Here is a 14600-nt window from a genome sequence, read left to right as displayed (position 1 = left end):
GGCGAGTCGGTCACCGAGGGCACCGTCACCCGCTGGCTCAAGCAGATCGGTGACGACGTCGCCGTCGACGAGCCGCTGCTCGAGGTCTCGACCGACAAGGTCGACACCGAGATCCCCTCGCCCGTTGCGGGCAAGCTCCTCGCCATCAAGGTTCAGGTCGACGAGACCGTCGACGTCGGCACCGAGCTCGCCGTCGTCGGTGACGGCGTGTCCGCTCCCGCGGCCGCCGCTCCCGCTGCTCCGGCTGCCCCCGTCGAGGCCCCGTCTCCCGTCGCGGCCGCTCCTGCAGCCCCCGCTGCCCCGGCCCCCGCTGCTCCGGCCGCCCCCGCGGCGCCCGCCGCGCCGGCCCCGACCACCGGCGACACCCCGTCGTACGTCACCCCGCTCGTCCGCAAGCTCGCGGCGAAGCACGGCGTCGACCTGTCGACGCTCACGGGCTCCGGTGTCGGCGGTCGCATCCGCAAGCAGGACGTCCTCGACGCCGCCAAGAACGGCGCCGCCGCTCCGGCAGCCCCCGCCGCCGCTGCCGCTCCGGCTGCAGCGTCGCCGCTGCGTGGCACGACCGAGGAGCTCAGCCGCCTCCGTCAGGTCATCGGCTCCGGCACCGCCGACTCGCTCCGGACCGCCCCGCAGGGCACCGCGGTCGTCGAGGTCGACGCGACCGGCATTGCCCGCCTGCTCGAGGCCAAGGGCTCGGACATCGGCTTCACGCCGTTCTTCGCGAAGGCCGCTGCCGACCTGCTCAAGCAGCACCCGAAGCTCAACGCGCAGATCGACGCTGCGACCAACGTGGTCACCTACTTCGACCACGAGAACCTCGCGTTCACGGTCGACACCGCGAAGGGCCAGCTCGCGCCGGTCGTCAAGGACGCCGGCAGCCTGACCGTCGAGGCGCTGGCGACCAAGGTCGCCGAGGTCTCCGAGCGCGCGAGCACCGGCCGGATCACGCCGGACGACCTCGCGGGTGGCACGTTCACCGTGGCCGACTTCGGCAGCAACGGCGCCCTCCTCGACACCCCGGTCGTGCACCTGCCGCAGGTTGCGGTGCTCGGCACGGGCGCCGTCGTCAAGCGCGCTGTCGTCATCGACGACGCCGACGCGGGCGAGTCGATCGCGGTCCGTCAGATGGCCTACGTGACACTCTCCTACGACCAGCGCCTGATCGACGGCGGCGACGCCTACCGCTTCCTCGGCGACCTCAAGTCGCGCATCGAGGCGGCCCAGTTCCAGCTCTGATCCCGTACGCCGAGGCGCCCCGACCGTTCGCGGTCCGGGGCGCCTCGCCATTTCCGGCAAAACACCGGGAAGTGCTTCCGCCGCCGGTCCGGACGCGCCAAGGTGATCTCGGGGGTCCGGCACGCAGAAAGGCTCGATGAGCATGCAGATCCAGGTCGCACCAGCCGCACCGTCCGCAGGCGGCGCCGCGTTCCACGAGATCCTCATCGCCGCCGGCATCGCGGCTGTCCCGGTCCTCTTCTTCGGCTGGGTGACGCTGCGTGAGCGGACCGGTCACACCACGCTCGTCGGCCGCCTTGCCGACTGGGCGGCTGCCTTCTCCGGCGTACCCCGGTGGCTGGCGCTTCCGGTCGTCCTCGGCATCGTGTCGGTGCTGTCGGCGGGCCTCGGCGTCTGGTGGGACGTGCCGATCCACATGCAGAACGGTCGCGACCCCGGCCCGCTCGCGAACCCGAGCCACTACCCGATCCTGCTGGGCCTGCTCGGCATCACGCACTCCGGCGTGCTGAGCATGGCGCTGGCACGCGACCCACTCCCGCGGCACACCGTGCGGATCGCTCCGGGGTGGCGGGTGCCGCTCGGCTCGCTGATCATCACGCTCGCCGGCCTGATCGCCGTCACCGGCTTCCCGCTGGACGACTTCTGGCACCGGATCTTCGGCCAGGACGTCACCGAGTGGGGCCCGACCCATGTCTTGATGATCGGCGGGGCGGTCACGTTCGTCCTCGGCGTACCCGTGCTGCTGGCGGAGGCCGCCCAGGTCTCGGCGCCGCTCACCCGCGGCTTCCTCGGTCGGCTGCTGGGCACCGGTGCGATCGCGTTCTGCGGCCTGCCGTTCGCGTTCCTGATGGAGTTCGACCTCGGGCTCCCGCAGTTCCCGGCGGCCACGCAGTTCATCATCTTCGCGTTCCTGATGGCCTGGATCGGCATCAGCGCCCGCCTCTGGATGGGTCCCGGCGGGGCGCTCATCGTCCTCGTTCTCTACTGGGCTGCGCACGGCGTGCTCTTCCTGGCGATCTCTGCACTTCCGGACGTGCTGGTGGCGCGCTTCCTCCTGGCAGCGCCGGCCCTCGTCCTGATCGAGCTCGTCGCGGCGGCCCTGCAGCCGAAGCGGCGCGACCAGCCCTTCCTCTTCGCGATCGTCTCGGGCCTCCTGGTCGGCTCCCTCGGCATGTACGGCGAGTGGCTCTGGTCGAAGCACTTCATGCCGCTCCCCCAGCCGTTCCCGTCCTCGAGCCTGCCGCTGCTGCTGACCACCAGCACGATCGCCGGCGTCGGCGGATCGCTGATGGCGCTCTGGCTCTCCTCGCGGGTCCGGATCATCGGATCCTCGACTCCACCGGCGTCGCACGCGTCGCTCCCCTACCGCGGCTACGGTCTGGCCGGTCTCCTGACCTTCGTCGTCCTGATGGGCGTCTTCGGCGTGCAGCGCGGTGGCCCCGAGCACCACGCCGTCATCACGTACGCCGACGTCACCGGCGGTCGCACCGACTGCACCAACGCGACGAACCGCTGCGAGGCGGTGGTGACGGCCCGGTTCACCGACGGCGACCCCGCCGCGGACGCCACGTGGTTCTACGCGATGGGCTGGCAGGGCTCGCCGCGCGGCGCGACCAACGTGCCGGAGGACCCGCAGGCGCACGTCCCGGGCGTCGTCCGGGTCCGGATGCTCCCGACCGGACGGACCGGCGAGTACCGGTCAGAGCACCGGCTGCCGCTCTACGGCCCGTGGAAGACGCTCCTGCGCCTGCACCGGGGCACCAACGAGATGATGGCGATCCCGCTCTACATGCCGGACGACCCGGCCATCACGAGCGACCGCGGGCGGCTGATCCAGGTCGCCGACGGCGGCACGGCGACGCTCCGCTTCGAGGTGCCGCTGATGCAGCGCGAGCGCCGCGACGACGTACCGACGTGGGCGTTCGAGGCGGCGACCATCGCCGTGATGGGGCTGTGGCTGACCGTCCTGCTCGGCTACGGCTGGTGCTACAACCGGGCCGCTGCACCCCTCGACGCGCGGCGGCGCAAGGAGCGGGACACGACCGACTGATCCCACTAGTGTGAACGCCATCCGATAGGTGTAACGACGCGTCATTGACACCCGTGGCGCGGCGGCATCCTGACGCTCATGGGAGTCAGCCTTGATCCTCAGCCCCCACCTCGCCGCCGCCCCGTCCGCCACTCCACCTGCGGGCGGCGCCGCATTCCACGAGATCCTCATCGCCGCGGGCATCGCCTCCGTGGTGATCCTCTTCTTCGGCTGGGTCACGCTGATGGAGCGGACCAACCGGCCCACCTTCGTGGGCCGCCTCGCCGACTGGGCAGCGAAGATCTCGGGCCTGCCGCGCTGGGTGGCACTGCCGATCGTGCTCGGGCTGATCTCCATCGCGTCGGCCGCCTGGGGCGTGTGGTGGGACGTCCCGATCCACATGCAGCGCGGGCGCGACTCCGGGCCGCTCGCCAACCCGAGCCACTACCCGATCTTCCTGGGCATCCTCGGCTTCTGCCACGCTGGCATCCTGTCGATGGCGCTGGCCCGCGACCCGCTGCCGCGGCACACCATCAAGCTCGCCCCCGGATGGCGTACGCCGCTCGGCGCCGTGATCATCACGGGCGCCGGCTTCATCGCGCTCGTGGGCTTCCCGGCTGACGACCTGTGGCACCGGTTCTTCGGGCAGGACGTCACGGAGTGGGGTCCGACCCACACGATGATGATCGGCGGCGCCGTCACGTTCATCCTCGGCGTGCCCCTGCTGCTGGCGGAGGCGGCCCAGGTGAGCACGGGATCCGGGCGGGCACTGCTCGCGCGGCTCTTCGGCCACCGCATCGTGACCGGGCTGGCGATCGCTGCCTGCGGCATCCCGTTCGCGTTCCTCATGGAGTTCGACCTCGGCGTGCCGCAGTTCCCCGCGGTCACGCAGTTCATCATCTTCGGCTTCCTGGCCGCCTGGATCTGCACCTCGGTCCGGCTCTGGATCGGCCCGGGTGGTGCGCTTCTCGTCGCGAGCGGTTACCTGCTGATCCACGCCGCACTCTGGCTGAGCATCGAGGTGCTCCCCGATGTGCTGCTCGCGCGCTTCCTGCTGCTGATCCCGTCGGCGCTCATCGTCGAGGCGGTCGGGCTCGCGATGCGACCCAACAAGAACAAGCGCGCCATCCCGTTCGCCCTTGTCTCCGGCGCCCTGGTCGGCTCGCTCGGCATGTACGGCGAGTGGCTGTGGTCCAAGGTCTTCATGCCCCTGCCGCAGCCGTTCAACGCCGACACGCTGCCCTTCATGCTCACCGTCTCGACGGTGGCCGGCATCGGCGGCGGCTTCATGGGTCTGTGGATGCGCAGCCGGATCACGCTCGCGGGCAGCGCCGAGGCGCCCAGCGACCCGAAGCAGCTCCGCTATCGCGGCTTCGGGCTGGTCGGCCTCGTGGTCTTCGTCGGCCTGATGGGCACCTTCGGCGTCCCGCGCCAGGGCGACACCTACGCCGGCACGATCACCTACAGCGATGTCTCCACCGGCGGGACCCAGTGCGACGGCCAGCAGCGCTGCCTCGCGCGCGTGACGGTGACGTTCCAGGGCAAGGACATGGCCAAGGACGCGGTGTGGTTCTACGCGCTCGCGTGGCAGGGCAACCCGAAGCACGGCGCCGGGAGCGACGTACCCACGGATCCGACGGCACACGTGCCCGGCATCGTGCGCACGGCGCTCGAGCCGACCGGCAAGCCCGGGCAGTACACGACCAAGGACCCGGTGCCGATCTACGGCAGCTGGAAGACCCTGCTCCGACTCCACCGCGCACCGAGCCAGATGGTCTCGTTCCCGATCTACGCGCCCAATGACCCGGCGATCAAGGCGGCCACCGGCCGTCAGGTCCTGGTCGACAACGGCGCCACCGTGAAGACGGAGCTCGAGAGCAAGTTCCTCCAGCGCGAGAAGAAGGACAACATCCCGGTGTGGGCATTCACGATCGGCTACCTGCTCGTCCTGGGCATCTGGATCGCGATGTTCCTGTTCTACGGCTGGTGCTACAACCGGGCGGCCACCGGAGCGCCGGCCCGTCGCCGTACGGACGACTGATCACGCCCGCCTGACACAGACAACTCTCACGACGGACCCGGCGCTCCCCGCACCGGGTCCGTCGCGTCCGGGCAGGCAGAAACCACTTCCTACGGCGGCGTAGATCACACGGCAGAGGCATGACCCGGGACGTCGTGTCCCACTAACCTGAGGGCATTCCGGTGTATGTGACCCGGTGTCATGGAAACCTGTGACCTGGGCCTCACCGCAGACTCAGGAGAGCCTCGTGATCCACACCCTTCTTGCTGCCCAAGCGGCGGCGCCCTCGGCGCCCACCGCCGGCGGCGCGACACTGCACGACGTCGTCGTCGCGTCCGGCATCTCGGCGATCTACTTCGCCTTCACCGGCTGGATCCTGGTGCGCGAGCGCATCCAGGGAAAGCGCACCGCGCTCGGCCGCGCCCTCGACGCCTTCGGCGCGAAGATCGGCCTTCCCGGCTGGGCCGCGGCCCCGTTCGTCATCACCCCGCCGTTCCTGCTGCTCGCCGGCTTCGGCGTCTACTGGGACGTGCCGCTGCACATGCAGAAGGGGCGTGACGACGGCGCGTTCGCCAACCCGAGCCATTACCCGATCTTCCTCGCGCTGCTCGCCCTGCTGAACATCGCGATGCTGATCATGGCGCTGGCCAAGGACCCGCTGCCGCGCCACACCCTCAAGCTCGCGCCGGGCTGGAAGGTCCCGTTCAGCTCGGTCGTCATCTTCCTCGCCGGCTTCATCGGCGTCCTCGGCTTCCCGCTCGACGACCTCTGGCACCGGATCTTCGGCCAGGACGTCACCGAGTGGGGCCCGACCCACGTGCTGATGATCGGCGGCGCCATCACGGCGCCGTGGAGCCTGCCGCTGCTGCTCGCCGAGGCGAAGCAGATCGGCGCACCCCTGATGAACGGCCGCCTCGGCCGCTGGGTGATGGCGCTCGCGCTGGCCCTCTGCATCGTCCCGTTCGCGTTCCTCATGGAGTTCGACCTCGGCGTCCCGCAGTTCCCCGCGTCGACGCAGGGCCTGATCTTCAGCTTCGTGCTCGGCTTCACCTGCGTCGCCACGCGCCTGTGGTTCGGCAAGGGCGGCGCGCTCTTCGTCAGCGCCCTGTGGGTCGGCGCGCACCTCTTCCTGGTGGCGGTCGTCGCGGTCATCCCGCACGTCCTGACCATCCAGTTCCTCACCAGCGTTCCGTTCGCGGTGCTGGTCGAGCTCGTCGCGCTGGCCGTCGGCGTGGACCGCAACGCCTCGCGCCGCCTGCCGTTCGCGGTCGTCGCCGGCGTGCTCGGCGGCTCGCTGGGCTACTACCTCGAGTGGGCCTGGTCGAAGGACCACATGCCGCTCCCCCAGCCGTTCAACGAGCACGCGCTGCCGTTCCTCATCGCCGTCAGCACGATCGCCGGCCTCGGTGGTGGCCTGCTCGGCGTCTGGAAGGTCCGTCGCCTGGAGAACGTCGCCGACGTCGAGGTCACCGCCTATGGCTCGGCCGTGCCGACCGCGTCGTTCCGCTGGCTCGGTCTCGCCGGCTTTGCCACGTTCGTCGCCCTCATGGCCGTCTGCGCGCCGCCGATGAAGGGCGAGGTCCACACGGCCACGGTCCACCTGAGCGACGTCTCCACCGGCGCGGAGAACTGCACGGCGTACGAGGTGCAGTGCCTCGCCACCGTCACGCTGCACATCGACGGCAAGGACCCGGTCCCGGACGCGACCTGGTTCTACGCCCTCGCCTGGCAGGGATACCCGGGCACCGACGCCTTCGAGAAGGTCTCCGACATCCCGACCGACCCGACCTCGCACGTCCCCGGTCTGGTCCGCGCGCGGATGGTCGCGACGGGTGAGCCGGGCACCTACCGCTCCGAGCACCCGCTGCCCCTCTACGGCCAGTGGAAGACGCTGATCCGGATCCACGAGGGCACCAACGACATGATGTCGTGGGCGATGTACATGCCCGACGACCCGGCGATCACCAGCGACCGCGGTCGCGAGGTGCGCGTCCTCGACGGTGACGCGGTCACCTCGCAGTACGAGCCGCACCTGCTCCAGCGCGAGCGCAAGGACTCCATCCCCGAGGGCCTGTACGCCGCCGGCAACTACGTCGTGCTGTCGCTCTGGATCGTCGTGCTGCTCGGCTTCGGCTACAGCTACAACACCGCGGCCGGAACCAGTCGACGCAAGGCCTCCGAGACTGCCAAGGTGAGCGCATGAGCAAGGACATCGACCAGGTCATCCTGATCACCGGCGGCGCACGAGGCATCGGCGCCGAGACCGCCAAGGCGCTGGCTGCACGTGGTGCCCGCCTGATCCTCACCGACCTCGATCGCGCAGCGCTCGACGAGACCGTCGCGGCAATCGGTGCCGACAAGGCGCTCGGCGTCGTCGCCGACGTCTGCGACCTTCCCTCGATGGAGGCTGCGGTCGCCGAGGGCGTCGCGAAGTTCGGCCGCCTAGACAGCGCGATCGCCAACGCCGGCATCGCCAGCTACGGCTCGGTGCTCAACACCGACCCGGCGGCGTTCAAGCGGGTCATGGACATCAACGTCCTCGGTGTCTTCCACACCGCCCGCGCCACGCTGCCCGCGCTGATCGAGTCGAAGGGCTACTTCCTCGTGGTCAGCTCGCTCGCCGCGTTCGCGGCGGCGCCGGGACTGTCGGCGTACAACGCGTCGAAGGCCGGTGCGGAGCACTTCGCCAACGCGCTGCGCCTCGAGGTCGCCTACCAGGGCGTCGACGTCGGCTGCGCGCACATGTCGTGGATCGACACCCCGCTCGTCCGCGACGCGAAGGCCGACCTGCCGGCGTTCCAGACGCTGCTCACCAAGCTGCCCTACCCGCTCGGCAAGACCACGAACGTCGAGGCGTGCGTCAACGCGTTCGTCAAGGGCGTCGAGAAGCGCTCGCGCCACGTCTACTGCCCCGGGTGGGTCCGCGGCGTCGGCCTCAACCGCAACGTGGTCAACTCGGCCGCCGGCGCGGTGGCCGTCCTGCGACACGTGCCGACACTGCTGCCCCAGATGGACCGCGAGGTGGCAGCCTTGGGCCGCGCCACCAGCGCCCGCAACATCGCGAACGACGCCAGCGACACCGCTGCCGTTGACACCAAGGAGTGACCCAGATGAGCGAAGCCACGCACCTCGACGTCCTGATCGTCGGCGCCGGCCTGTCCGGCATCGACGCTGCCGTGCACGTGTCGAAGGCCTTCCCCGCCAAGAGCTACGCGCTCCTCGAGATGCGCCAGGAGCTCGGCGGCACCTGGAGCCTCTTCAAGTACCCCGGTCTGCGGTCGGACTCCGACATGTACACCCTCGGCTTCGGCTTCCGCCCGTGGACGGGCAAGGACGCCATCGCCGACGGCAAGGACATCCTCCAGTACCTCAAGGACACCGCCGCCGAGTACAAGGTCGACCAGCACATCCGCTACGGCCGCAAGGCGACGGCGTACTCCTGGTCCTCGGAGGACAACCTCTGGACCGTCGCGGTCGACAACGCCGAGACGGGCAAGACCGAGAAGATCACCGCGAACTTCCTGGTCAACACCACGGGCTACTACAACTACGAGGCCGGCTACACCCCCGAGTTCCCGGGTGCCGCGGACTTCAAGGGCACGATCGTGCACCCGCAGCACTGGCCCGAGGACCTCGACTACACCGGCAAGAAGGTCGTGGTCATCGGCTCCGGCGCCACCTCGATCACGCTGATCCCGTCGATGGCTCCCGACGCCGGGCACATCACGATGCTGCAGCGCACCCCGACGTACATCATCAGCCAGCCGAAGATCGACCCGGTCGCGAGCGTGCTCAAGCGCACCCTGCCGGCCGGCGTCGCGGCGAAGGCGATCCACGCGCGCTACGCGTCGGTCACGATCGGCTTCTTTGAGTTCGCGCGTCGCCAGCCGAAGGCGACCAAGCAGCTCATCAAGCGCTGGGCGAAGATCCACCTGCCCAAGGACTTCGACTACGACAAGCACCTGGTGCCGCCGTACAACCCGTGGGACCAGCGTCTCTGCGTCGTGCCGGGCGCCGACCTGTTCAAGGCGATCCACAGCCACAAGGTCGACATCGTCACCGAGCACATCGAGAAGTTCGACGCGACGGGCATCCAGCTCAAGAACGGCCAGCACCTCGACGCCGACATCATCGTCACGGCGACGGGCCTGGACGTCCAGATGTTCGGCGGCTCGGACGTCGAGGTCGACGGCGAGAAGGTGGACCTCGGGAAGCTCTTCACCTACAAGGCGTTGATGCTCAACAACATCCCGAACTTCGCCTTCATCATCGGCTACTCCAACGCGTCCTGGACGCTGAAGGCCGACCTCGTCTGCGAGTACATCGTCCGCCTCCTCGACCACATGGACGAGAACAACTTCACCAAGGTCGTCCCGATCGTCGACGGTGGCCTCGAGGCCGAGGACATCATGAAGCTGGACTCGGGCTACCTGGCCCGCGCTGCCCACAAGATGCCCAAGGCGGGTAACCGCGACCCGTGGCGCCTGAAGCAGAACTGGTACTTCGACAAGAAGTTCATCCAGAAGTCCCCGCTGGTCGACAGCGAGATCCATTTCTCCTGAATCGACCCTGTAGCTGACCCCTCGCCCGAACGGGCACTAGGCAGCATCACCGGCGACCCGGCAGAGTGGGAGCGTGCAGCTCCTGCTTGCCGGGTCGTCCGGCTTTCTCGGCACCCATCTGACTGCGGCGCTGCGCGCCGACGGCCACCAGCTGACCCGACTCGTACGCCGCGCCCCGGCCGCCGCGGACGAGGTGCGGTGGTCTCCTGCTGACGGTGAGATCCCGCAGGAGGTCGTCGACGCCGCTGACGTCGTCATCAACCTCTGCGGCTCCCCCACCGCCGGCAACCCTCACTCGCGACGGTGGGCGTCCGACCTCCGCACCAGCCGGGTCGACGCGGCCCGCACCATCGCGAACGCCGTCGCGCGCTCGCACCAGGAAGGGTCCGGTCGCCCGGCCCTCCTCAACGGCAGCGCCATCGGCTACTACGGCGACCACGGCACGCGGCTGGTCGCCGAGGCGAGCGACTCGGTCGGCGGCTCGCTGATGACGTCGGTCGTGCGCGAGTGGGAGGCGGCGACCACGGTTGCCCGGCACGCGGGCGCCCGCGTCTGCCTGCTGCGTACGGCTCCAGTGATGGACGGCGCCAGCGCCCCGCTCAAGCAGATGCTGCCGCTCTTCCGCCTGGGCCTCGGCGCCCGACTGGGTGGCGGCTCGCAGTACTTCCCGATGGTCTCGCTGCGTGACTGGGTCGGCGGTGTGCAGCACCTCCTCGGCACCGGGCTCGCCGGCCCGGTGAACCTCTGCTGCCCCATGACGCCGACCAACACCGAGTTCACCCAGGCACTCGCCGATGCCACCGGACGCCGCGCGCGGCTGGCCGTGCCGACGAAGCTCATCACAGTCGGCGCGGGCCGGGTGGCCCCCGACCTCCTCGGCTCCTGCCGCGCGACGCCGCTGGCGCTGCGGTCGTCGGGTTACGTCTTCACCGACCACGACGTGCGGGACGTCATCTCGGCGGCAGTACGCTGACGATCGTGGAGTTCACGATCGCCGGCATCGGCAGCAACGCCGTCGACTACCTCGAGGCCTGGGAGCTCCAGCGTCGCGTGCACGAGTCGGTCGTCGCCGGTGGGCCGCCGTCGGTGCTGCTGCTCGAGCACCCGCCGACCTACACCGCGGGCAAGCGCACGGACCCGCACGAGCGGCCGGCTGACCCTGGTGGCGCACCGGTCATCGACGTCGACCGCGGCGGCAAGATCACCTTCCACGGGCCGGGCCAGCTCGTCGGCTACCCGATCGTCCGGCTGCCCGACCACGTCCTCGTCGTCGACTACGTACGCCGCGTCGAGGAGGCCCTGATCCGGGCCTGTGCGGACCTCGGTGTCACCACCGCCCGCGTGCCCGGCCGCAGCGGCGTCTGGCTCCAGGCCGACCCCACGACCGGCCGTCCGGAGCGCAAGCTCGCCGCCATCGGCATCCGCGTCGCGCGCGGCGTGACGATGCACGGCTTCGCCATCAACTGCGACGTCGACATGGGCTGGTACGACCGGTTCACTCCGTGCGGCATCTCCGACGCCGGCGTCACCTCGCTGTCGCTCGAGCTCGGCCGCGACGTGACCGTCGCCGAGGTGATCCCGGTCGTCGAGAAGCACCTGACGACGTACCTCGCGTGGGAGCCGTACGAGCCGACTCCGGACTACGAGGCCCGTCCCGAGCCGCCGCGGATCGCCCTGGTGCGTCCGGGCGTCTGACCGCTGGGCGCAGCACGGACGCCGACTCGGGAGTAACCCAGGCCCCGCGTAGACTCGGGGCTTGTGACCACTGCTCCAGACGGCAAGAAGCTCCTTCGTATCGAAGCCCGCAACGCGGAGACGGAGATCGAGCGCAAGCCGGAGTGGATCAAGACCCGCGCCAAGATGGGTCCGGAGTACACCTCGCTGCAGAAGCTCGTGAAGACCGAGGGTCTGCACACGGTCTGCCAGGAGGCGGGCTGCCCCAACATCTACGAGTGCTGGGAAGACAAGGAAGCCACCTTCCTCATCGGCGGCGACCGCTGCACCCGTCGCTGCGACTTCTGCCTGATCGACACCGGCAAGCCGCTCCCCCTCGACCGCGAGGAGCCGCAGCGCGTCGCCGAGTCGGTCCAGAAGATGGGCCTCAAGTACGCCACCATCACCGGCGTCGCCCGCGACGACCTCCCCGACGGCGCCGCCTGGCTGTACGCCGAGACCGTGCGCGCCATCCACGAGCTCAACCCCGGCACCGGCGTCGAGAACCTGATCCCCGACTTCAACGGCGAGCCCGACCTGCTGCGCGAGGTCTTCGAGTCCCGTCCCGAGGTGCTCGCGCACAACGTCGAGACGGTGCCGCGCATCTTCAAGCGGATCCGTCCCGCCTTCCGCTACGAGCGGTCGCTCGACGTGATCACGCAGGCGCGTGCCTTCGGGCTGGTCACCAAGTCCAACCTGATCCTCGGCATGGGCGAGACCCGCGAGGAGATCAGCGAGGCGCTCCAGGACCTCCACGACGCGGGCTGCGAGCTGATCACCATCACGCAGTACCTGCGCCCGAGCCTGCGCCACCACCCGGTCGAGCGGTGGGTGAAGCCCGAGGAGTTCGTCGAGCTCAACCAGGAGGCCGAGGAGATCGGCTTCTCCGGCGTCCTCTCAGGGCCGCTCGTCCGTTCGTCGTACCGCGCCGGACGCCTGTACCGTCAGGCCATCGAATCCCGGGCTCAGGGCGACTCGCTCGCCATCGTCTGACCCCCTTCCCAGCAAGAGGCAGCACATGTCGACCCCCACCGCAGCGCCGCAGCAGCCCCAGAAGCGTCGCCAGCAGCTCGTCCAGGCCTACAAGATGGCCCGCCAGACCGACCGCACCCTCGGCCTCTGGATCGCCGCCGCGTTCCTGGTCTTCTTCGCGCTCGGCTTCCTGCTCGGCAACCTGACGGGAATCGGCCCGATCTGGCTGATCCCGGTCATCACCGGCCTGATCCTCGGCATCCTCGGCGCCCTGCTCGTCTTCGGCCGTCGCGCCCAGCGTGCGGCGTTCGGCCAGATGGAGGGCCAGCGTGGCGCCTCCGTCGCGGCCCTCTCGATGCTGCGCCGTGGCTGGAAGGTCAACCAGCAGCCGGTGGCGTTCACCAAGCAGCAGGACATGGTCTTCCGGGTCGTCGGCCCGCCGGGCGTCGTCCTCGTCGGCGAGGGCCACGGCGCGCGCCTGCGCCAGCTGCTCGCGACCGAGAAGCGCAACACGCAGCGCGTGCTCGCCGAGACCCCCGTCCACGAGGTCATCCTCGGCGACGGCGAGGGCGAGGTCCCGCTGCCCAAGCTGCTCAAGCACGTGCAGAAGCTGGGCCGCCAGGTGAAGCCGGCCGAGATGACCGATGTCCTCAACCGCCTGAAGGCGCTCGACGCCCAGCGCGGCATCATGCCGGTCCCGAAGGGCCCGATGCCGACCAGCATGAAGGGCCAGCGCGGCAACCTGCGCGGTCGCTGACCACACGCACGAAGGGCCCCTCCACCGCGGTGGAGGGGCCCTTCGTCGTTGCTGGGCGATCAGCGCTGGATCAGGTCGCTCGCGTCAGGCGCTTTGATGTCGACCGGCTCGCAGTAGCTGGTGAACGTCTCCACCGTGCGCTCGTCCTTCGCGGTCGTCTCGACCTTGCGGATCAGGTCGTAGCGATCCACCCAGATGTACGACGTCGACGACTGCTCGAGGCCGGGCGGCGGCGTGATGCCCGATGCGCGGGCGACGATGCGCGGATCGATCTGGAACTCGTAGAGCTCCGTCGGCGTGCCGTCGTCGAGCGCCTCGCTCTTCACGTAGTTGACGGCCAGCAGGCCGACGGTCCAGGCGTCCGCGGCGGCCGACGCGCCTGACTGGTCGAACCACGCCTTGAGAGGCGCTGCGAGAGGGTCCCCCTTCTCGTCGGGGTCGACGACGTAGTACTTGCCGTCCTGCTCCCCCTCGGCCGACACGTAGACCTTGTCGTCCTTGAGGATCAGCTTCACGGTGCCGTCGTCGCCGGGCATCGTCTGGGAGAGCGCGTAGACCTTGTCGGCGGACGCGTCGACGGTGCCCTCGATGGCAGCCGTCTTGCCGTTGATGGTCATCTCCTGGCGGAAGCTGACGGTCTTGCGACCCTCGGCAGCCTTCGCGAGCGCGGCAGCGGCGGTCTTCGCGGTGAGGTGCCCCTTGCGGGTGTCCTTCAGCCCGCACGGAGCCTTGGCCGCAGCCGCGTGCTCGTCACCGCCGCAGGCAGCGAGCGAGAGCGAGCCCATCAGCGTGACGGCAGCAAGGCCGGCGGTGGCGAAGCGGTGAGCGGCGTTCATGCGGCAGCCTTCTGGCCGGCCTGCAGATCGTCGAGGCGGACGATGTACGAGCCGAGGATCATGTCGTGGATGCCGCGGCGGTCCGGGCCGGCGACGAGGGGCGGGATGACCAGGAGGATCAGCACCGGCCGGGCGATCGCCCGGAACAGGTCGAGCGGGCGGCCGTCGCGGCGGATCACGCGCAGCCGCACGGCGAGGTGACCGAACGAGCCGCCCATCAGGACGGTGAAGAAGGCGCTCTCCACGACGAAGACGACGAAGAGGTAGAACCCCGATCGCGGGCCGTCTCCGAAGTAGGACGAGCCGGTGAAGGCGAGTACGACGCCCACGCAGGCGGCCCAGTCAATGACGATGGCGAGGAGCCGACGTCCCCATGATGCGGTCTCTAGCACCGCGCCAACCTACCGGGTGGGAGGATCTCCGCGGGGTTCCTCCCGACCTGCCCGTTCTCACGAACGCACGGATCCGGCATGAG

At 69.9% G+C, this 14600-nt stretch carries 12 protein-coding genes; 10 read left to right on the top strand and 2 right to left on the bottom strand.

Going from position 1 to position 14600, the window contains the following annotated elements:
- The 10 genes from sucB to EPD65_RS10035 form a co-directional block, all read left to right on the top strand.
- Positions 1-1236, top strand: a 1236-nt coding sequence (gene sucB / locus EPD65_RS10080) for a 2-oxoglutarate dehydrogenase, E2 component, dihydrolipoamide succinyltransferase (protein ID WP_131583709.1), incomplete at its 5' end; no start/stop codon positions are given.
- 136 nt (positions 1237-1372) lie between these two features.
- The gene (locus EPD65_RS10075) at positions 1373-3286 is read left to right on the top strand and encodes an ABC transporter permease (RefSeq protein WP_131583707.1); all 1914 of its coding nucleotides are present in this window, start codon (positions 1373-1375) and stop codon (positions 3284-3286) included.
- Positions 3287-3377: 91 nt separating this feature from the next.
- Positions 3378-5306 (top strand): hypothetical protein, encoded by a 1929-nt coding sequence (locus tag EPD65_RS10070; protein ID WP_207891498.1) that lies wholly within the window; start codon positions 3378-3380, stop codon positions 5304-5306.
- Between the two features lie 226 nt (positions 5307-5532).
- A complete protein-coding gene (locus tag EPD65_RS10065) occupies positions 5533-7488 on the top strand; it encodes an ABC transporter permease (protein WP_131583705.1) in 1956 nt (651 codons plus the stop codon).
- Complete coding sequence (locus EPD65_RS10060; protein ID WP_131583703.1) at positions 7485-8390, top strand: SDR family oxidoreductase; 906 nt, start codon at positions 7485-7487, stop codon at positions 8388-8390. The genes EPD65_RS10065 and EPD65_RS10060 overlap by 4 nt, the downstream gene beginning before the upstream one ends.
- A gap of 5 nt (positions 8391-8395) precedes the next feature.
- Entirely contained in the window at positions 8396-9847 is a 1452-nt protein-coding gene (locus EPD65_RS10055; protein ID WP_131583701.1) for a flavin-containing monooxygenase, read from the top strand.
- A gap of 73 nt (positions 9848-9920) precedes the next feature.
- Positions 9921-10820 (top strand): TIGR01777 family oxidoreductase, encoded by a 900-nt coding sequence (locus EPD65_RS10050; protein ID WP_131583699.1) that lies wholly within the window; start codon positions 9921-9923, stop codon positions 10818-10820.
- Entirely contained in the window at positions 10817-11542 is a 726-nt protein-coding gene (lipB, locus tag EPD65_RS10045) for a lipoyl(octanoyl) transferase LipB (protein WP_131583697.1), read from the top strand. The genes EPD65_RS10050 and lipB overlap by 4 nt, the downstream gene beginning before the upstream one ends.
- A gap of 63 nt (positions 11543-11605) precedes the next feature.
- Positions 11606-12553: a lipoyl synthase gene (gene lipA / locus EPD65_RS10040; RefSeq protein ID WP_131583695.1), complete on the top strand. Its 948-nt coding sequence runs from the start codon at positions 11606-11608 to the stop codon at positions 12551-12553.
- A 25-nt stretch (positions 12554-12578) separates the two neighbouring features.
- Complete coding sequence (locus EPD65_RS10035; RefSeq protein ID WP_131583693.1) at positions 12579-13289, top strand: DUF4191 domain-containing protein; 711 nt, start codon at positions 12579-12581, stop codon at positions 13287-13289.
- Positions 13290-13348: 59 nt separating this feature from the next.
- Here the strand turns inward: EPD65_RS10035 and EPD65_RS10030 are convergent, their stop codons facing one another.
- Positions 13349-14125, bottom strand: a complete 777-nt coding sequence (locus tag EPD65_RS10030) for a hypothetical protein (RefSeq protein ID WP_131583691.1) — start codon at positions 14123-14125, stop codon at positions 13349-13351.
- Positions 14122-14517: an RDD family protein gene (locus EPD65_RS10025; protein ID WP_131583690.1), complete on the bottom strand. Its 396-nt coding sequence runs from the start codon at positions 14515-14517 to the stop codon at positions 14122-14124. The genes EPD65_RS10030 and EPD65_RS10025 overlap by 4 nt, the downstream gene beginning before the upstream one ends.
- Between the last annotated feature and the right edge of the window lie 83 nt (positions 14518-14600).

The sequence above is a fragment of the Nocardioides jejuensis genome (assembly GCF_004337475.1).
Taxonomy (GTDB): Bacteria; Actinomycetota; Actinomycetes; order Propionibacteriales; family Nocardioidaceae; genus Nocardioides; species Nocardioides jejuensis.
The sequence above is the reverse complement of the archived record's forward strand: the minus strand, read 5'-3'. Positions and strand labels throughout refer to the sequence as shown.